Raw genomic sequence first — 18,460 nt, 5'->3', positions numbered from 1 at the left:
AGAGGCGGGCCCCTCTGATCAGCCCGGCGCGCTGCCGCCGGGCCGGACGGTGCTGCCCGCAGACGCAGTCCCCGCGCCCCCGGTCCTTCCGGGGCCGCTTCGAACGTCCGCGCCCTGTGCGCGTCTGCGGAGAGAACTCGTGTCGAATGCCGTCTCAGGCCTGCCCGTCGGGCGTGGCCTCCTCTATCTGATCGTCGCCGGTGTCGCCTGGGGCACCGCCGGTGCCGCCGCCTCGCTGGTCTACCGGGCCAGCGACATGGGGCCCGTGGCCCTGTCGTTCTGGCGTTGCGCGGCCGGGCTCGTCCTGCTGCTCGCCGTCCGGCCGCTGCGCCCGCGCGCACGCACGGCCGTACGCGAGCCGTTCGGCCGCAAGGCACTTCGGGCCGTGGTCACCGGCCTCGGCCTCGCGGTGTTCCAGACCGCCTACTTCGCCGCGGTGCAGTCCACCGGGCTCGCCGTGGCCACCATCGTCACCCTCGGCGCCGGCCCGGTGCTGATCGCGCTCGGCGCGCGCCTCGCCCTCGGGGAGCACCTGGGCCGGGGCGGGGCCGCCGCCGTGGTCGGGGCGCTCGCCGGGCTCGTGGTGCTCGTGCTCGGCGACGGAAGCACGACGGTCCGCGTGTCGGGCGTACTGCTCGCGCTGCTGTCCGCGGCCGGGTACTCGGTGATGACCCTGCTCACCCGCTGGTGGGGGCGCGGCGGCGGGGCGGACTCCGCCAGTACGTCCGTCGGGGCTTTCGCCGTCACCAGCCTGTGCCTGCTGCCGCTCGCCCTCGCGGAGGGCCTGGTGCCGCACACCGGCGAGCCGGTCCGGCTCCTGTGGCTGCTGGTCTACGTCGCCGCGGTCCCGACCGCCCTCGCCTACGGGCTCTACTTCGCCGGCGCGGCCGTCGTCCGGTCCGCCACCGTCTCCGTGATCATGCTGCTCGAGCCGGTCAGCGCGGCGGCGCTGGCCGTCCTGCTGCTCGGCGAGCACCTCACCGCGGCGACCCTGGCCGGAACGCTGCTGATGCTCGGCTCGGTCGCGGGACTCGCGGTGGCGGAGGCACGACAGGCACGACAGGCACGACAGGCACGGACACGGCCGGCGCCGGCGTGACGGCGGGGGGCCTCTCGACGAGAGAGGCCCCCTCCCCGCGGGGCGGGGAGCCGTCTTCGGCCGGATCCCTCTTCGGCCGGACTCCTCTGCGGCCCCCTGCAAGCAGGCACGGGGGCCGTCTTCGGTCAGACCCCGCTGCGGCGCACCAGGTGCTCGCGGGCCGCGTCGTCACGCGGACCGCTCCGCTCGGACAGCCCGGCCGCGATCCGGTCCCGGACCTCCTCGGGCCGTTTGCCGGCGTACTTGAACTTCGCCCGCACGCCGGTCACCTCCAGCCGCAGCCCGCGGATGCCGGACAGCAGCCTGCCGTACGGTGCCTCGCCCGCCGCGGCCCGCGCGGAGCCGCCCTCCGGCTGGAAGTGGCCGACCTGGCGGTTGAGCAGGTCGGCCTTCTCGGCCGGGTCGTCCACGACATGGGCGCGGCAGCGGAGCTGGACGGCCGCGTAGAAGCTGGTCGGCACACCGTGCTCCGGTGGGCCGTCCGGGGCGGCCTGCCAGGGGCCGGGGACGTACACGTAGTCGTCGACCACGCTCAGCAGGACGACGGGGTCCGCCTGAAGCGCGGGCCACAGCGGGTTGGGCCGCGCCAGGTGCGTGACCACCTCGCCGTACTCGCCGCGACCGGCGTCGAAGGCGAAGTGCAGCGGCTGGACGTGGGGCGGCTCGCCGGGTGGGCCGTTCACCGCGAGCTGGCCGAAGTCGTGGAGGGACAGCCACCGCTGCCACTCGGCGTCGTCGTGCGGCGCGTCCCAGGGGTGGACCAGCATCACGGAGCCGAAAGGTAGTCGGGCAGCCGTGTGCCGGCGTCCAGGCCCGGGTCGGCGACCGGGGCGTCGTACCCCTTGCGCAGCGGGACCAGGCCGGCCCAGTGGGGGAGGGCGAGGTCCTCGGGCTCGTCGTTCACGCCGCCGGTGCGGAGCTTGGCGGAGACCTGGTCCAGGTCGAGGCGGATCACGGCGGTGGCGGCCAGCTCCTTCTTGTTGGCCGGCCGGGAGTCGGCGGAGCGGCCGGGTACGACGTGGTCGACCAGGGCGTCCAGGGCCGCGCGCTTCTCCTCCGGGTCCGTCACGTCGTACGCGGTGCCGTGCACGACCACCGACCGGTAGTTGATCGAGTGGTGGAAGGCCGAGCGGGCCAGCACCAGCGCGTCCACGTGCGTCACCGTCAGGCACACCGGGAGGCCCGGGTCGGCCGCGCCCGTCATCCGCAGCGGGCGGGAGCCCGTCGAGCCGTGCACGTAGAGCCGCTCGCCGACCCGGCCGTAGAGCGTCGGCAGGACCACCGGGGAGCCGTCGCGGACGAAGCCGAGATGGCAGACGTAGCCCTCGTCGAGTATCGAGTGCACCAGCTCCTTGTCGTAGGAGGCCCGGTCGGGGGAGCGGGTGGGGACGGTGCGGTCGGTGGGCGTGTAGGCGGTGGCGGGCTGCGACGGTGGCTGCGTCCGTGTGGTCCCCTGCATGGCGCTCTCCATTGCACTAGTGCATAATCGGCTTTGTGCTAGGAGAGTATCGGATCACAGGGCGGGGCGCAGCGGAGATTTCCGCGAGCGTCGAGCGTGCGGTGGCCTCGGGAGAGCTGGAACCGGGTCAACCGCTGCCGCCGATGCGGGAGTTGGCGGAGCGGCTCGGGGTGAACCCGAACACCGTGGCCGCCGCCTACCGCACCCTGCGCGAGCGCGGGGTCATCGAGACGGCCGGGCGCCGGGGCAGCCGGGTGCGCTCGAAACCGGCCACCACGGGGCGCGAGTTCATCCGGGTCGAGGTGCCGGAGGGCGTGCGCGACCTGTCCGACGGCAACCCGGACCCGGCGCTGCTGCCCGCGCTGGGACCGGTGTTCGCCGCGGCGGCCGGACAGGGCGACCGCGAGCCCGTCCTGTACGGGCACGCTCCCGTGGAACCGGAACTGGTGCGCCTCGCACGCGCCGGACTGGACGCCGACGGGGTGCCGGACGGGCCCGTGGCCGTCACGTCCGGCTCGCTGGACGCCATGGAGCGGGTGCTGGCGGCCCACCTCAGACCGGGCGACGCCGTCGCCGTCGAGGACCCGGGCTGGGGCAGCCTCCTCGACCTCGTCCCCGCGCTCGGCCTGCGCACGGTCGCCGTCGGCGTCGACGACGAGGGACCGCTGCCCGACGACGTACGGCGGGTCCTCGCGGCCGGTGCCCGCGCCCTGGTCGTCACGGACCGCGCGCAGAACCCGACGGGCGCCGCGGTGAGCGCCACGCGCGCGCGTGCCCTGCGTTCCGTGCTGCGCGAGCACCCTCGCACGCTGCTGGTGGAGGACGACCACGGCCACCGCATCGTCGACCTGCCCCTGCACCCCCTCGCCGGTACGACGCACAGCTGGGCCTTCGTCCGCTCGGCCGCCAAGGCGTACGGCCCCGACCTGCGCCTCGCCGTGCTAACCGGGGACGTCGTCACGCTGGATCGGGTGCGCGGGCGGCAGCGGCTGGGCCCCGGCTGGATCAGCCGCATCACCCAGCGGGCCGTGGCCCGGCTGTGGGCGGACGGCTCCGTGGACGCGTACGCGGTGGCGGCGGCGTACGGGCGGCGCCGGGACGCCCTGCTCGGCGCCCTCGCGGAGCGCGGGATCACCGCGTACGGGCGCAGCGGCATGAACGTGTGGGTCCCGGTGCCGGACGAGACCGGCGCCGTCGCCCGGCTGCTGCACGCCGGGTGGGCCGTGGCCCCCGGCGCCCGCTTCCGCGTGAGCGCCCCGCCCGGCATCCGCATCACCGTCTCGACGCTGACGGAGCAGGACGCCGGCCCTCTGGCGGACGCTGTCGCGGCGGCGGTGGGGCCGGGGGCGGGACCGCTGCGGAGCTACGTCTGACGCGTGGGCCCGCCTTCGTCCCCGCCTGGGGCCCTGCGGACGCCCCCGCCCTCGCCCCCGCCTGTGGCCCCGCGGACGCCCCAGCCTTCGCCCCCGCCTGTGGCCCTGCGGCCCCCCGCCTTCGTTCCTGCCCATGGCCCCGCGAACGCCCCGCCTACGTCGCGGCCTTGTCGCGCTCCCGTGTCCGTCGGACCGGCTCCGCGGTGCCCGTGGCCGCCCCGGGCCGTGCCTGGGTCAGCGCTGCACCCGCCAGGACGATCGCCGCGCCGACCGGTGTCGACCAGGACAGCGACTCGCCGAGCAGTGCGACGCCCGCGGCCGTGGCGATGACCGGGGTGAAGTACGTGACCATCTGCGCTGTCGTCGGGCCGACCTCGGCCACCAGGTCGTACTGGATCAGGAAGGCGAGCCCGGTGCCCAGGATGCCCAGCGCCGCCACCGCCAGCAGGGGCATGACCGGGAAGCTGGTCGGCATCGAGGTGAAGAGCGGCGTCACGACGGCCAGTTGCACCGTGGCGAGCCCCAGCTGGGCGCCGGTCAGCGAGAGGTGGGAGTGGCTGGAGCCGGCCAGCGTGCGGCGGACGTAGATCCAGCCGACCGGATAGCTGAGCGAGGCCAGCAGGGCCAGCGCCGTGCCCGTGACGTCCAGGCCGTGGAAGCCCTGCCAGACACCCAGCACGGTCAGTACGCCGAGGAATCCGATGCCGAGGCCGGCCACCCGCCGCCGCGTCGGCCGGTCCTCGGAGAGGGCGACCAGTGACAGGGCCATGCCCCACAGCGGTGAGGTCGCGTTGCAGATGCCGGCGAGCGACGACGGGATCGTCAGCTCCGAGAAGGCGAACAGGGAGAACGGCAGCGCGTTGAGCAGGAACCCGGCGACGGTCAGATGCACCCAGGTCCACGTCCCGCGTGGCAGCCGCGCCCGCTTCACCGCCATCGCCACGGCGACCACCGCCGTGCCGAACACCAGCCGCCCCAGCGTGACCTGGAAGGGGGCGAAACTCTCCGTCCCCACCTTCATGAAGAGGAAGCTGAAACCCCAGACCAGGGAGAGGAGCCCGAAGCGCAGCCGCCAGTCGAAGGCGCGGCGGGCTGCGGGGGAGGACGCGACACTGCTGCTCATGCAGGCAACGATGATGCAGCCATCCTCGTAGCACAATCGAGATTACGCACGGAGTATCTCGTAGCATTGCTTACATGTTGAACCTGGAGCGCCTGCGCACCCTCGACGCCCTCGCCCGGCACGGATCGGTGAGCGGCGCCGCCGTCGGCCTGCACATCACCACCTCGGCCGTCTCCCAGCAGATGGCCAAGCTGGAGCGCGAGGCAGGCCAGCAGCTGCTCGCCAAGAACGGGCGGGGCGTGCGGCTCACGGACGCGGGCCGGCTGCTCGCCGAGCACGCGGCCCGCATCCTCTCCCAGGTCGAACTCGCCCAGGCCGACCTGGAGGCCCAGCGCGGGCAGGTGGTGGGCGAGCTGAGGCTGTCGGCGTTCCCGACGGCCGCCCGCGGACTCTTCCCCGGCGCGCTGGCCGGCCTGCGCACCCGGCACCCCGCGCTGCGCATCCGCTCCTGCGAGCTGGAGCCGGAGCGCGGCATCAACGGCGTGGTGCGCGGAGACCTCGACCTGGCGGTCGTACTCGACTGGTACAACAAGCCGATGCCGCTGCCCGACGGCCTGGTCAAGGCGCCGCTCCTGGACGACCCTGCGGACGTGGCCATGCCGGTCGGCCACCGGCTCGCGGGCCGCGACGAGGTGGACCTCGCCGAGTTCGCCGAGGACGAGTGGATCACGTGGGGCGAGGGCGAGTTCTGCCACGAGTGGCTGATGTTCACACTGCGCTCGAAGGGCATCGAGCCGATCGTCGGCCATCGCGCCGCCGAGACCCACACCCAGCTCGGCCTGGTCGCCGCGGGGCTCGGTGTGTGCATCGCGCCGCTGCTCGGTCGCCATCCGATGCCCGCCGAGGTCGTCACGGCGCCGCTGAAGCAGCGGGTGCGCCGGCACGTGTACGTCGTCTGGCGCGCCGACGCCGACCGCCGCCCGTCGATCCGGGCGGCGGTGGAGGCGTTGCGTACCGCGGCCGGACAGCTCGGCTGAAGGGGCGCACCCCGAGCAGCTCCTACGGTGCCGACAGCTTGCGGAAGTCCCAGGAGACGACCTTCTCGGGCGTCAGCCGCAGCCAGGCGTGCCGGCCGTCGTGCGGCATCTCCTCCAGGCCGAAGTTCTTGCGGGCGAACAGCGTCTCGGGGAAGTCGAGTTCTGCGTACAGCTCGCCGGTGCGCGGTGCCTCGCCCACGAACTCCACCCGGCCGGACAGCTCCGCGCCCCGCAACTCGTCGTACTCCTCGCCGGTGTCCACCACGATCGCCACCCGGCCATCGCGCCGCAGCTCCGTCCAGCGCCGGCTGCGCACGACCGAGTACAGCCACATCGAGGAGCCGTCCCAGGCGAACCAGAGGGTGCTCACGTGCGGTGCGCCGTCGGGCGAGACCGTGGCGACCCGGCAGGTGCGCTGGGTGGTGAGGAACGCGTCCAGCTCGCCGGGCGTCATCATGATCTTCCGGCCCCGGCGCTGAGTGACGGTCATCCGGCCAACTGGATCGAGTCCCCGCTGACCGTGATCTGTACGGCGGGCAGCGGCTTGGGCGCCGGACCGCTCTGCACGCTGCCGTCGGTGATCGAGAAGTTGCTGTTGTGACAGGGGCAGTTGATGACGCCGTCGGACACGCTCTTCACGGCGCATCCCTGGTGGGTACAGGTCGCGGAGAAAGCCTTGAACTCGCCCGCCGCGGGCTGGGTGACCACCACCTTCTGGTCGGCGAAGACCTTACCGCCGCCCTCGGGGATGTCGGCGGTCGCCGCGAGCGCGGCTCCGGCGTTCTCGCCGCCCGAACCGCCGTCGCCCGCCGATTCGGACGTGGGGGCCGAGGGAGCGGCGCCGGTGTCGCTCGACGCGTCGTCGTCCGAGTCTCCGCACGCGGTCAGCGCGACGGCGAGCCCTGCCGCTCCGGCCGCCGCCACGACGGTACGACGAGCCGGTCCCGCTGCGGGGTGAAACGATGCGCTGGTCATGCTGGGGTTCCCTTCCGGGGTGGATGCGTGATGATCTGCCGAGAGGTACGGGCCCGGGGCACGCGCTGTTCAGACCGTGCCGAGATGCTGTCGTGCCGGCGGTCGGGCGGGCGTAAAACACGGCTGTCGTTTCGCTGTCGGCCGGGCGCCGCTCGCGGAGAAAGCACGGTGGAACCCGCCACGGAGCGTGACGAGGGACCTGGGTGCAAGCTCACGAACTCGCAGCAGGTTTCGCATGGGCGAATTCCAGCAACTTTCTGTTGGGTTCGAGGCTCGGCACCGCCCTCTCGAGAGATGAGGTTGCGCATGCAATGCTCGGTAAAAGCCCCATGTGTCACCCGCTGTCCTGCGGCATCCGAGCGTTCGAAGAAGCAGTCGGTATGCCTCCTTTGAGGTTGCATGTATCTGTCACGAAGAGGCATGATGTCCGTCGTTCGAGGCGGTCCGGAAGCAGGCTGCCGCACTTCAACAACACACCCCACCATATGACAGCGCGGGCCGCCGACGGGCGGAAAGCGACGCTGTCCATTTATGTCTCATGTCTTAATCAAGTGGCTCTGAGTAAGGAATGAAAGAGATGAAGCAGAACGCCGAAACGATGACGTCGACCAAGGGACGCCGCAGGCGTGTCCTGCTCCGTTCGCTCGTCGTCCCTGCCGCTGTCGCCATCGGGCTGTTCGGTTCTGGGTCGGCATTCGCCGGTTATGACTGCGTTGCCTACGGGAACGGCGCTACCGCGACATTCAAGAACTATGGCGAAAAGCTCCTCATCAAGGACGAATCGTCGGATGGCCACTCCGCCGTGGCCAAAATCTACTACGGCGATGGTACGAAGGTTTACTGGAACCCGAACGGCGCCGGTACTACGCGAACCATCGACTTCGAGATTCCCGAGGGCCAGCGCGTAGAGGTGGCGGCCTGCATTGGCGAGTACGACGGTTACCGCATAATCGAGTGCAGCCTCTACAAGGTCGGCCAGGCCTGATACGGCACCGCGGGAGGGGCCGGCGTCTCGTCCGCCCCTCCCCGTCTTGCAAAAGGCCGGGATGGCGATGACCGAGCCTGACCCTCCGAAGTCATGGACGGCCGGCCCGGGAGTGCGATGGTTCGGGCGTCCTCGCCGACGATCACCCTCGGTTACTATGGGCGCTTCAATGCCCGAGGCCGGGAGCGAGGGGCGGACGGCCGTCGACGGACTGCTGGGGAGACAGGGAGACCAGAAGGGCCGTCGGCGGGCCATATCCGCTGCCGTGACCCCCATCGGCTGGTGTCGTACCCACAAGACTGAAGAGACGGATGGCCCGGAAGAGTGTTGAAAGAGGTCACCGCGACGCGCTACATCACACCCCTGCGCGAGGGCGGTTCGCTGCCGGGACTCGTCGAGGCCGACGACCTCGGGACCTACGTCCTGAAGTTCACCGGCGCGGGGCAGGGACGCAAGACACTCGTCGCCGAGGTGGTCTGCGGTGAACTCGCCCGCCGGCTGGGCTTCCGGGTGCCGCGTCTGGTGGCGGTCGGCCTCGATCCGGTGCTGGGGCTCGGTGAGCCCGACCAGCAGGTGCAGGAACTGCTCAAGTCCAGCGGCGGCACCAACCTCGGCATGGACTTCCTCTCCGGCGCGCTCGGGTTCGACCCGCTCGCCTTCGAGGTGAGCCCGGAGGAGGCCGGGCGGATCGTGTGGTTCGACGCGCTGGTGAACAACGTCGACCGGTCCTGGCGCAACCCCAACCTGCTGAGGTGGCGGGGCGAGGTGTGGCTCATCGACCACGGCGCGACCATGATCTGGCACCACAACTGGCCCGGCGCCGAGACCTCCGCCGCCCGCCCCTACGACGCCCGCGAGCACGCCCTCGCGCGCTTCGGGCCGGACGTCCGCTCGGCCGCCGCCGCGCTCGCTCCCCTGGTCACCGAGGAACTCCTCGCCGAGGTCACCGCCGAGATCCCGGACGTCTGGCTGCGGGACGAACCCGGGTTCGCCACACCCGACGACCTCCGGCGCGCCTACGCCCGCCCCCTGCTCGCGCGGGCCGCCACGATCCACGACCGCGTCCAGGGGGACCGGTGAGCGACCGCCACGTCTTCGAGTACGCGCTGCTGCGCGTCGTACCCCGCGTCGAGCGCGGGGAGTGCGTCAACGCCGGGGTGCTCGTGTACTGCCGGGCCAAGTCCTACGTGGGTGCCCGCACCCACCTCGACGAGCGCAGGTTGCTGGCCCTCGACCCGGACGTCGATCTGCCGGGCGTGCGCGCCGCCCTGCGTGCCGTCGAGGGCGTGTGCACCGGCGGGGACGCGGCGGGCCAGGCGGCCGGTGACGAACCCGGCCGCCGCTTCCGATGGCTCATCGCACCCCGCTCCACGATCGTCCAGCCCGGCCCCGTCCACACCGGCCTCACGGCCGACCCGGCGGCCGAGGCGGAACGGCTGCTCGACCTGCTGGTGCGGTAGCCGCGCCCCGCATTCCTCGCCTCGGACGCGTCGGCCGGTTCCTCGCCTCAGACGCGTCGGCGGCGCCTGAGCACGTAGGCCGTGGCCAGCGCGGCGCTCGCCACGCAGCTCAGTCCGATCCCGATGTCCCAGCTGCTCGGCCCGATGCCCGAGGCGCCGCCCAGCCCGCCCTGCGTGCCGCGCGTCGGCGCGACGGTGGGGGATGCGGCGGGAACCGGCGTGGTGACCGGGGCCGGTGTGGTCGGAGTGGGACGCGGCATGGAGGTCGCGGAGATGGTCGGGCCGGAGTCCCGCTTCGGCGGTGCCCCGCCGGCCGCGCCCCCGTCCGACTTCCGGGCGGCGTCGATTCCGCCCTGGTCGAATCGGTTGTCGTCGAGTCGGTTCTCGTCGGGTCGGCTCTGGTCGATGCCGCCCTGACCGGTGTCCTGGCCGATGTCCTGGCCGTTTCCGCCCTGATCGGGTCGAGCCGAGTCGAATTCGCCTTCGCCGAATCCGCCCTCGTCGGGCCGGTACTCGTCGAGCCGGCCCGTGTCGGTGCCGCCCTGGTCGAGTCGGCCTTCGTCGGCTCCGTTCCCGTCGGCTCCGCTTCCGTCGATTCCGCCCTGATCGGGTCGGCTCCCGTCGGACGGGTCTTCGGCGAGTGCGCCCGGAGCGAGGGAGTCAGGGGCGAACGGGGCCGGGTCGACCGGTCCGCCGCCGATGACGGGCTGGGACGCCTTTTGGCGGGTGAGATTCCAGGAGTCCTGGTCCTGGGGATGTGCGGGGTAGGCCAGCGGCACGATCGCGGCGATCGCGACGGCTATGCCTGCGGCACCGGTACGACGGCGCATGGACGCCTCCTTTTCCGGCCACGAATGGCTCGCGCTACGACGCTAGGGCGCCGGTGGCGCGGGGGCCCGCAGCGCTGGGCCGATCGGGTGGGCCGGGCGTGATGACGCACACCGGGGGCCCAGGGAATGGATCACACCGGCCCGGTGTCCCGTTGACACCGGGTGCCAGGGCTTCTAGCGTCACGTCTGCGGAAGGTACTAAGCGGTCGCTCACTACTGGGCGCCCCGCGACGCTCCGCATGGGCCGCATCCCCAGGACGAGGAGAAGCAGCAATGTCCACCACTGAGCAGCGGGTCGCCGTAGTCACCGGAGCCGCACGCGGCATCGGTGCCGCCACCGCCGTACGACTGGCCGCCGAGGGCCGTGCCGTCGCCGTCATCGACCTCGACGAGGCGGCCTGCAAGGACACCGTCGAGAAGATCACCGCGGCCGGCGGCAAGGCGATCGCGGTCGGCTGCGACGTCTCCGACGAGGCGCAGGTCGAGGCGGCGATCGCCCGGATCGCCGAGGAACTGGGCGCGCCGACGATCCTCGTCAACAACGCGGGCGTGCTGCGCGACAACCTGCTGTTCAAGATGAGCGCCTCCGACTGGGACACCGTCATGAACGTGCACCTGCGCGGCGCCTTCCTCATGTCCAAGGCCTGCCAGAAGCACATGGTGGACGCCGGCTTCGGCCGCATCGTCAACCTGTCCTCGTCCTCCGCGCTCGGCAACCGCGGCCAGGTGAACTACTCCGCCGCCAAGGCCGGTCTGCAGGGCTTCACCAAGACCCTCGCCAAGGAGCTCGGCAAGTTCGGCGTCACCGCCAACTCCGTCGCCCCCGGCTTCATCGCCACCGAGATGACCAAGGCCACCGCCGACCGTGTCGGCATGGGCTTCGACGACTTCAAGGCCGCCGCCGCCACCCAGATCCCGGTGGCGCGCGTCGGGGAGCCCGACGACATCGCCAACGCCATCGCCTTCTTCACCGGCGAGGCGGCCGGCTTCGTCTCCGGCCAGGTGCTGTACGTGGCCGGCGGACCGCTCGACTAGGTGACACGGAGACTAGGGAACACTGGGACTAGGGACCACTGACATGACTGAACTTCCCGGACTCTCCGGCAAGGTCGCGCTCGTCACGGGCGCCAGCCGCGGCATCGGCTACGGCGTCGCCGAGGCGCTCGTCGCGCGCGGCGACCGCGTCTGCATCACCGGCCGCAACGAGGAAGCCCTGAAGGAGGCCGTCGACAAGCTCGGCTCCGACCGGGTCATCGGCGTCGCCGGCAAGGCGCACGACGAGGCCCACCAGGCCGTCGCCGTCGAGCGCACGATGGAGGCCTTCGGCCGCGTCGACTTCCTGGTCAACAACGCCGGTACCAACCCGGTGTTCGGGCCGATCGCCGACCTCGACCTGAACGTCGCGCGCAAGGTCTTCGAGACCAACGTGATCTCGGCGCTCGGCTTCGCCCAGCGCACCTGGCACGCCTGGCAGAAGGACAACGGCGGCGCGATCGTCAACATCGCCTCCGTCGCGGGCCTGTCGCCCTCGCCCTTCATCGCCGCGTACGGCGTCAGCAAGGCCGCGCTGATCAACCTCACCGCCCAGCTGGCGCACGAGTTCGCGCCGGGAGTGCGGGTCAACGCGATCGCCCCGGCCGTCGTGAAGACCAAGTTCGCCGCCGCCCTGTACGAGGGCCGCGAGGAGGAGGCCGCCGCGGGCTACCCGCTGGCCCGGCTCGGCGTGCCCTCGGACATCGGCGGCGCCGCCGCGTTCCTCACCTCGGAGCAGTCCGCCTGGGTCACCGGTCAGACGCTCGTCGTCGACGGCGGCATCTTCCTGAACGCCGGCGTGGCCTGAAACCGGCTGTCACCGACCCTGAAGATCGATCCCGAGCACGGGCGCCGCGCACGAAGAACGGCGCCCGTGTCCGCGTTTCGAGACCACGGGGCGATGACAACGTAGTCATCGCCAAATGATCAAAACCCCTGCTCAGAAGGGGGTTCAGGTGGCGTGGCGCTGCGGTATGGTCTGCCGACCCTTGGCACGGCGGATCGAGGAGCGTGCGCGTGTTCAACCGGAACCGAGGCCTGCGGCGGGTGGCGGCCATCGTGTCCATATCGTCGCTGGTCACCGGCTGCGGCATCCTGTCGTCCGACAGTTCGGGGGACGAGGGGCCGATCGTGGTGGGGACGACCAGCGCCCCCAGCGCGCTGGATCCGGCCGCTTCCTGGGACGGTTCGTGGGAGTTGTTCCGCAACATCTACCAGACGCTGCTCAGCTACCCCAACGGTGCGACCGCGCCCGAGCCCGACGCCGCCGAGCAGTGCGCGTTCACCGATTCCACGAACCAGGTCTACCGCTGCGAGCTGCGCGAGGGCCTGACCTTCTCCAACGGGGACCGGCTGGACGCCCAGGCCGTCAAGCACTCGATCGACCGGATCAAGGACATCAACGTCAACGGCGGTCCCGCCGGTCTGCTGGGCAGCCTCGACCGGGTCCAGGCGCCGAGCGAGCGCGAGGTGGTCTTCCACCTCAACAAGCCCGACGCCACCTTCCCGTTCGTGCTCGCCACGCCCGCCATGTCGATCGTCGAACCGGGCGGCTACCCGGCCGACGCCCTGCGCGAGGACGGCGAGGTCGTCGGCTCCGGCCCGTACACGCTTCAGTCGTACGAGGACGGCGAGCGGGCCGAACTCGTCCGCAACGACCGCTACAAGGGCTTCGCCGACCGTCACAACGACGCGGTCACCGTCCGCTACTTCAAGGACTCCGCCGGCATGGTGAAGGCGCTGCGCGACGGGGAGATCCAGGTCACCTACCGCGGTCTCGCGGCCGACGACGTCATCACGCTGCAGGGCAGGACCAGCAAGGACGAGGACCTCCGGCTGGTCGAGGGTAGCGGGACGGAGATCCGCTACCTCGTCTTCAACCCCGAGGACCCGTGGGCGGGCAAGAAGGAGGTGCGCCAGGCCGTCGCCCAGGTGATCGACCGGGCCGCGATCGCCCACAAGATCTACCAGGACACCGTCGACCCGCTGTACTCGATGGTCCCCAAGGGCCTGACCGGCCACACCACGGGCTTCTTCGACGACTACGGCGACCCCAGCGTCCCCAAGGCCCGCGAGATCCTCACCGACGCGGGCATCACCGAGCCCGTCCCGCTCACCCTCTGGTACACCACCGACCGCTACGGCTCCGAGACGGCACAGGAGTTCAAGGAGATCAAGCGCCAGCTCGAAGCCTCCGGCCTGTTCACGGTCACCCTCGACAGCCGCCCGTGGAAGACGTACGTCGAGGGCTACCAGAAGGGCGAGTACCCGGTGTTCGGGCGCGGCTGGTCCCCCGACTTCCCGGACGCGGAGAACTTCATCGCGCCCTTCGTCGGCAAGCAGAACGCACTCGGCACCCCTTACCTCGCACCGGAGATCACCGGCGAGCTGCTGCCGCGCTCACGCCGGGAGAGCGACCGCGCCAACGTGGAGAAGGAGTTCGAGCGGGCGCAGCAGATCCTCGTGGACGACGCCCGGCTGCTGCCGCTCTGGCAGGGCAAGCAGTACGTGGCCGCCAGCACGGACATCTCGGGCGCGGAGCGAGCCATGGACCCCTCGACGATCATGATGATGTGGCAGCTGTACCGGAAGACCAGCTGGTAGGTGCGCGGTACGCGCTGGGCGGGGCTCGCGTTGTCAGTGGTCGCCGGTAGGTTTTGAGGACCGGAAGCGACCGCACAGCGTAAGGAAGTTGACGTGACCGACATCGCCATGCTGCCCGAGTCCTGGCGCGAGGTGCTGGGCGGCGAGCTGCAGCAGCCCTACTTCAAGGAGCTGATGGAGTTCGTCGAGGAGGAGCGGGCGAACGGCCCCGTCTACCCGCCGCGCGAGGAGGTCTTCGCCGCGCTGGAGGCCACGCCGTACGACCGGGTGAAGGTGCTGGTCCTCGGGCAGGACCCGTACCACGGCGAGGGGCAGGGCCACGGGCTGTGCTTCTCGGTCCGGCCGGGCGTGAAGATCCCGCCGTCCCTGCGGAACATCTACAAGGAGATGCACGCGGAGCTGGACACCCCGATTCCGGACAACGGCTGTCTGCTGCCGTGGGCGGAGCAGGGCGTCCTGCTGCTCAACGCGGTGCTCACGGTCCGGGCCGGCGAGGCGAACTCGCACAAGGCCCGCGGCTGGGAGCTGTTCACCGACGCGGTGATCCGCGCGGTGGCCGGCCGGACCGACCCGGCGGTGTTCGTGCTGTGGGGCAACTACGCGCAGAAGAAGTTGCCGCTGATCGACGAGACGCGGCACGTGGTGGTCAAGGGCGCGCACCCCTCGCCGCTGTCGGCGAAGAAGTTCTTCGGCTCCCGTCCGTTCACGCAGATCAACGAGGCGGTCGCGAAGCAGGGCCACGAGCCGATCGACTGGACCATCCCGAGCCTCGGCTGAGCCGACGCGCGGGCCGGCCGGCCACCGGCCGGTCCGCGCGCGTCACGGGCCACCTGACCGGGAACACCGATATGTGCGGTTAGCGTCGTCGGGAACAGCCGACGACGGGCACGGAGGACGCGGTGGCCAAGGGACAGGAGCAGGCGGCGCCGGACGCCGTGCTGACGCGGATCGGGCAGGTGGTCATGCTGCACCACGCGGGCGACCGCGAGGAGGCCCGCCACCGCTTCCTCGGCCTGTGGGCGGAGATCGGCGAGCACGGCGACCCGCTGCACCGCTGCACCCTGGCCCACTACCTGGCCGACACCCAGGACGACCCGGGGGACGAACTGGCCTGGGACCTGCGGGCGTTGTCGGCGGCCGAGGAACTCACGGAGGACCGGTTCGGGGGCCGGCCCGCCGATCGGCCCGAGGGCACACTCGCCGCGCGCGCCCTCTACCCCTCGCTGCACCTGAACCTGGCCGCCGACTACGACCGGCTCGGCCACCGCGAGGCCGCCCGCGTACATCTGCGGCGGGCCCGCGGCGCGGCCGAGTCCCTCGCCCCCGACCGCTACGGCGAGGGCGTGCGCGCGGCCATCAGCCGACTGGAGCTGCGGCTCGGCGACACCGGTCCCACCGCGGACGGGCCGCCGGACCGGCCCGACGGTCCTTGGGGGCCACCGCGGCAGCGGCCGTAGTCCCGGCCCGCCGCGCCGGGCGTGCCCGCTCAGTGGCCGTACGCCCGCTCGCAGATGACCGCCTCGGGGCTGCCCGGTCGCCAGCCGCCGTACTGCTTGCCGAGCGAGCACACGTCGGCGTTCTCGCCGGTGCCACGGCCGGTCGGCCGGGGCACGTCGGGGACCTCGACGCGAGATCGCTCCCGGTTCTGCTCCCGCTCCGGTGTCCCGGTGCGGGCGGGCCGCGGTCGTTGTTCCGGACGGGCGTGGGTGCCGGGGGGTTCCCGCCGCGGTGGGGCCGCTTCCGAGGACGGCGTACGGTGCGGCTCGCCGGACGCGAGGTCCGGGGCCCGAGAGGGGCCGATCATCTCCAGCGCCTCACGGGCCGGGGCCTGCACGACCCGCGGCTCGGACGGACCGTCCGGGCGCGGCGCCGAGGAGCGGGCGCCCGCCGCCGACGGGTCGGCCGCGGTCGGGCCCTGGACCGTCGTACAGCCGGTCAGGGCCGAGACCGCCACGGTCACCAGAAGCGTTGCGGTGGTCGTCGTTCGATGCACCCGCGCCACTCTGCTGGGTCGGGCCCCGTCGACGGTGCCGGACAAGCGGAGGTTGCCCCGCACGGGTGATCTCCGGCCCCGTACGGAGGCCCCGGGGCCGCCGAGGGTGACGTCAGTCGCCCGTGGCGCCGTCGAGGCTCTCGCGGATCAGATCGGCGTGCCCGTTGTGGCGGGCGTACTCCTCGATCATGTGGGTGTGGATCCAGCGCAGGGTGTAGCGCTCGCCGGTGCGCCGGTGCCGGCCGCGGGTCGGTTCGTCGAGGGGGACGTCGGCCGCGTTGCGCCGGGCGGCCTCGATCTCGGCCTGCCAGGTGGCGTGGGCCTCCTGCCAGGTGTCCGCCTCGGTGAGACGGAACTCGCCGTCCGGGTCCTCGTCCGTGTAGTAGATCGGGTCCGCGTCCTCGTCCGCCAGCACCCTGCGGTACCAGCTCCGCTCCACCTCCGCCATGTGCCGCACCAGTCCCATCAGTGACAACGTGGACGGGGTCACGGAGGCGGTCCTGAGCTGGGCGTCGGTGAGGCCCTCGCACTTCCACGCGAGGGTCTGCCGGTGGTACTCCACCCAGCCCTCCAGCATGGTGCGTTCGTCGGCGTCGGCGGCTGGCTCGCGGCGTTCGGTCGTCATGTCGGCATCCTCGCTGATGAAGGCCCCCGCCCACCAGGAGATTTCAGCCGTCCAGCATGCCGTCCAGGACCTCGCGCAGGCCGGCCCGCACCTCGTGGAGGCTCGGCACCTCAGCGTGGAAGGTCCCGGCCACGCAGCTGAACATCAGCCCGTCCGCCCAGGCGACCAGCGACAGCACATGGCGTGCCGGGTCGGCCGAGCCCATCGCCGTGACGAGGGCGCCGAGTTGCTCACGGAAGCGGGCGCCCGCCGCGTCGAAGTGGGCTCGTAGCTCTGGGCGGCGCGTGGCCTCCAGGGCCAGTTCGTACCGGGCCAGCGTCAGCTCGCGGTTGCGGGTCAGGGCGCGGTGCGTCGCCAGCGCCAGCGCATCCGCCAGCGCGTCCAGGCCGTGGCGCGGGTCCGGCATCTCGTTCAGCCCCAGCACCCGCGCCTCCCGGTCGGCCAGGCGCCGCACCGCCAGTTCCAGGAGCGCCTGCCGGGTCCGCGCGAGGTTGGACGTGGAGCCCTGCGGGAGTCCGGCCGCCTCGTCGACCGCACGGTGCGTGAGCCCGCGCATTCCGCGCTCGGCGAGCAGGGTCAGGGCGGCGTCGGCGACGAGGTCGGCGCGGGAAGCGCCGGCGGGGGGTGCGGTGCGTGCGGACATGGAGATCAACCTACCTGCCTCACTACGGCTGTAGTACAGTCGAGACGAGGGCATCACTACAGCTGTAGTGAGCGGGTGGCGAGTGCGAGGAGGAGCCATGACACGGACACGGCAGGCCGTCGTGATCGGCGGCGGCATCGGGGGTCTGACCGCGGCGGTGGCCCTGCGCCGCCGCGGCCTGCGGGTCACCGTCCTGGAACGCGCCCCCTCGCTCCAGCCGATCGGCGCGGCCATCTCCCTGTCGCCCAACGCCCTGCGCGCCCTGGACGTCATCGGCCTCGGCGACGAGATCCGCGACCTGGCCGCCTGGCAGGGCGACGGAGGCCTGCGCACCCCGGGCGGGCGCTGGCTCTCCCGCTCCAGCGCCGAGGCCGCGGCGGCGCGGTTCGGGGGCCCGCTCGTGCTGCTGCACCGGGCCACCCTCATCGACCGGCTGGCCGCGCAACTGCCGCCCGACGCCGTCCGCACCGCCGCCGACGCGATGCTCGCCGACCCGGGCGACGGCGACCGGCCGGCCCGGGTGCGCACCCCCGGCGGCGAGCTGGAGGCGGACCTGGTCGTCGGAGCCGACGGCATCCACTCCTCCGTACGCGGCACGCTGTTCCCGCACCACCCGGGACCCGTCTACTCCGGCTTCACCACCTGGCGCGTGGTGCTCCCGGTGCCCGGCGTCGAGTTCGCCTCCCACGAGACCTGGGGCCGGGGCCGCATCTGGGGCACGCATCCGCTCAAGGACGGCCGGGTCTACGCCTACGCCGCCGCCGTCACCCCGGCGGGCGGACACGCGGCCGACGAGAAGGCGGAGCTGCTGCACCGGTACGGCGACTGGCACGATCCGATCCCCGCCGTCCTCGCCGCCGCCCGCCCCGAGGACGTCCTGCGCCACGACGTGCACCACATCGCCGAGCCGCTGCCCGCGTACCACCACAGCAGGGTCGCCCTCCTCGGGGACGCCGCGCACGCCATGCCGCCGACCCTCGGCCAGGGCGGCAACCAGGCCGTCGAGGACGCGATCGTGCTCGCCCACCACCACGACGACCTCGCCGCCTACACCGCCGCGCGCCTGCCCCGTACGACCGGCGTCGTCCGCCAGGCCGTCAAGGTCGCCCGGCTCAACCTGATGACCAACCGCGCCGGGATCGCCGTACGCGACACCGCGATCGCCGCGCTGTCCAAGGCCGGACCGGCCCTCTTCCTGCGCGCATTCGACGGCATCGCAGACTGGCGGCCTCCGCGGGAGCCGTATGCTTCCCACCGGACCCAGGTCGGCGAGCGTTAGAGG

21 protein-coding genes are annotated in these 18,460 nt (G+C 72.4%); 12 read left to right on the top strand and 9 right to left on the bottom strand.

Annotated elements, in window-relative coordinates; translation table 11 throughout:
• Window positions 1–139 precede the first annotated feature (139 nt).
• Window positions 140–1,099, top strand: coding sequence for a DMT family transporter (locus tag ACFW48_RS32500; protein ID WP_386321116.1), 960 nt, complete (start codon window positions 140–142; stop codon window positions 1,097–1,099).
• 125 nt (window positions 1,100–1,224) lie between these two features.
• Here the strand turns inward: ACFW48_RS32500 and ACFW48_RS32495 are convergent, their stop codons facing one another.
• Complete coding sequence (locus ACFW48_RS32495) at window positions 1,225–1,866, bottom strand: FMN-binding negative transcriptional regulator (protein ID WP_386321200.1); 642 nt, start codon at window positions 1,864–1,866, stop codon at window positions 1,225–1,227.
• Window positions 1,866–2,558, bottom strand: a complete 693-nt coding sequence (locus ACFW48_RS32490; protein WP_386321113.1) for a pyridoxamine 5'-phosphate oxidase family protein — start codon at window positions 2,556–2,558, stop codon at window positions 1,866–1,868. Before ACFW48_RS32490 ends, ACFW48_RS32495 begins: the two co-directional genes overlap by 1 nt.
• Before the next feature lie 35 nt (window positions 2,559–2,593).
• On the opposite strand from ACFW48_RS32490, the gene ACFW48_RS32485 reads away from it, so the two are divergent.
• Window positions 2,594–3,931: an aminotransferase class I/II-fold pyridoxal phosphate-dependent enzyme gene (locus ACFW48_RS32485; RefSeq protein ID WP_386321110.1), complete on the top strand. Its 1,338-nt coding sequence runs from the start codon at window positions 2,594–2,596 to the stop codon at window positions 3,929–3,931.
• Between the two features lie 154 nt (window positions 3,932–4,085).
• On the opposite strand, the gene ACFW48_RS32480 is transcribed toward ACFW48_RS32485, so the two are convergent.
• Window positions 4,086–5,054: a DMT family transporter gene (locus ACFW48_RS32480; RefSeq protein ID WP_386321107.1), complete on the bottom strand. Its 969-nt coding sequence runs from the start codon at window positions 5,052–5,054 to the stop codon at window positions 4,086–4,088.
• Between the two features lie 74 nt (window positions 5,055–5,128).
• Between ACFW48_RS32480 and ACFW48_RS32475 the strand changes: the two genes are divergently transcribed.
• Window positions 5,129–6,031, top strand: a complete 903-nt coding sequence (locus ACFW48_RS32475; protein WP_386321104.1) for a LysR family transcriptional regulator — start codon at window positions 5,129–5,131, stop codon at window positions 6,029–6,031.
• 22 nt (window positions 6,032–6,053) lie between these two features.
• On the opposite strand, the gene ACFW48_RS32470 is transcribed toward ACFW48_RS32475, so the two are convergent.
• Together ACFW48_RS32470 and ACFW48_RS32465 are read right to left on the bottom strand one after the other, a co-directional pair.
• The gene (locus ACFW48_RS32470) at window positions 6,054–6,521 is read right to left on the bottom strand and encodes a pyridoxamine 5'-phosphate oxidase family protein (protein ID WP_386321101.1); all 468 of its coding nucleotides are present in this window, start codon (window positions 6,519–6,521) and stop codon (window positions 6,054–6,056) included.
• On the bottom strand, window positions 6,518–7,006 hold the full coding sequence (locus ACFW48_RS32465; protein WP_386321099.1) for a Rieske (2Fe-2S) protein: 489 nt from the start codon (window positions 7,004–7,006) through the stop codon (window positions 6,518–6,520). Before ACFW48_RS32465 ends, ACFW48_RS32470 begins: the two co-directional genes overlap by 4 nt.
• Window positions 7,007–7,583: 577 nt before the next feature.
• On the opposite strand from ACFW48_RS32465, the gene ACFW48_RS32460 reads away from it, so the two are divergent.
• The 3 genes from ACFW48_RS32460 (at window position 7,584) to ACFW48_RS32450 (ending at window position 9,451) form a co-directional block, all read left to right on the top strand.
• Entirely contained in the window at window positions 7,584–7,991 is a 408-nt protein-coding gene (locus ACFW48_RS32460; RefSeq protein ID WP_386321096.1) for a hypothetical protein, read from the top strand.
• A gap of 324 nt (window positions 7,992–8,315) precedes the next feature.
• Window positions 8,316–9,071 carry a HipA family kinase gene (locus tag ACFW48_RS32455; protein WP_386321094.1) on the top strand — a complete coding sequence of 252 codons (756 nt, stop codon included), beginning with the start codon at window positions 8,316–8,318 and terminating at the stop codon, window positions 9,069–9,071.
• Window positions 9,068–9,451 carry a DUF3037 domain-containing protein gene (locus tag ACFW48_RS32450; RefSeq protein WP_386321092.1) on the top strand — a complete coding sequence of 128 codons (384 nt, stop codon included), beginning with the start codon at window positions 9,068–9,070 and terminating at the stop codon, window positions 9,449–9,451. Before ACFW48_RS32455 ends, ACFW48_RS32450 begins: the two co-directional genes overlap by 4 nt.
• A gap of 47 nt (window positions 9,452–9,498) precedes the next feature.
• Here ACFW48_RS32450 and ACFW48_RS32445 read toward each other — a convergent pair whose 3' ends face one another.
• A complete protein-coding gene (locus ACFW48_RS32445) occupies window positions 9,499–10,281 on the bottom strand; it encodes a hypothetical protein (protein ID WP_386321089.1) in 783 nt (260 codons plus the stop codon).
• Between the two features lie 273 nt (window positions 10,282–10,554).
• Between ACFW48_RS32445 and fabG the strand changes: the two genes are divergently transcribed.
• The 5 genes from fabG (at window position 10,555) to ACFW48_RS32420 (ending at window position 15,374) form a co-directional block, all read left to right on the top strand.
• The gene (gene fabG / locus ACFW48_RS32440) at window positions 10,555–11,316 is read left to right on the top strand and encodes a 3-oxoacyl-ACP reductase FabG (protein WP_386321087.1); all 762 of its coding nucleotides are present in this window, start codon (window positions 10,555–10,557) and stop codon (window positions 11,314–11,316) included.
• 43 nt (window positions 11,317–11,359) lie between these two features.
• Complete coding sequence (locus ACFW48_RS32435; protein ID WP_386321085.1) at window positions 11,360–12,121, top strand: SDR family oxidoreductase; 762 nt, start codon at window positions 11,360–11,362, stop codon at window positions 12,119–12,121.
• A gap of 209 nt (window positions 12,122–12,330) precedes the next feature.
• Window positions 12,331–13,917 (top strand): ABC transporter substrate-binding protein, encoded by a 1,587-nt coding sequence (locus ACFW48_RS32430; protein ID WP_386321082.1) that lies wholly within the window; start codon window positions 12,331–12,333, stop codon window positions 13,915–13,917.
• 93 nt (window positions 13,918–14,010) lie between these two features.
• A complete protein-coding gene (ung, locus tag ACFW48_RS32425; RefSeq protein ID WP_386321079.1) occupies window positions 14,011–14,694 on the top strand; it encodes a uracil-DNA glycosylase in 684 nt (227 codons plus the stop codon).
• A 122-nt stretch (window positions 14,695–14,816) separates the two neighbouring features.
• The gene (locus ACFW48_RS32420) at window positions 14,817–15,374 is read left to right on the top strand and encodes a hypothetical protein (RefSeq protein WP_386321077.1); all 558 of its coding nucleotides are present in this window, start codon (window positions 14,817–14,819) and stop codon (window positions 15,372–15,374) included.
• Window positions 15,375–15,403: 29 nt separating this feature from the next.
• Here ACFW48_RS32420 and ACFW48_RS32415 read toward each other — a convergent pair whose 3' ends face one another.
• The 3 genes from ACFW48_RS32415 to ACFW48_RS32405 all read right to left on the bottom strand — a co-directional run bounded on the left by ACFW48_RS32415 (window position 15,404) and on the right by ACFW48_RS32405 (window position 17,178).
• Window positions 15,404–15,919, bottom strand: coding sequence for a hypothetical protein (locus ACFW48_RS32415; RefSeq protein ID WP_386321197.1), 516 nt, complete (start codon window positions 15,917–15,919; stop codon window positions 15,404–15,406).
• 103 nt (window positions 15,920–16,022) lie between these two features.
• Entirely contained in the window at window positions 16,023–16,535 is a 513-nt protein-coding gene (locus tag ACFW48_RS32410; RefSeq protein ID WP_386321075.1) for a DinB family protein, read from the bottom strand.
• Window positions 16,536–16,578: 43 nt separating this feature from the next.
• Window positions 16,579–17,178 (bottom strand): TetR/AcrR family transcriptional regulator, encoded by a 600-nt coding sequence (locus ACFW48_RS32405; protein ID WP_386321073.1) that lies wholly within the window; start codon window positions 17,176–17,178, stop codon window positions 16,579–16,581.
• A gap of 97 nt (window positions 17,179–17,275) precedes the next feature.
• On the opposite strand from ACFW48_RS32405, the gene ACFW48_RS32400 reads away from it, so the two are divergent.
• A complete protein-coding gene (locus ACFW48_RS32400) occupies window positions 17,276–18,457 on the top strand; it encodes an FAD-dependent monooxygenase (RefSeq protein WP_386321072.1) in 1,182 nt (393 codons plus the stop codon).
• Window positions 18,458–18,460 lie beyond the last annotated feature (3 nt).

The sequence above is a fragment of the Streptomyces sp. NPDC058812 genome, assembly GCF_042744565.1.
Taxonomy (GTDB): Bacteria; Actinomycetota; Actinomycetes; order Streptomycetales; family Streptomycetaceae; genus Streptomyces; species Streptomyces thinghirensis.
The sequence above is the reverse complement of the archived record's forward strand: the minus strand, read 5'-3'. Positions and strand labels throughout refer to the sequence as shown.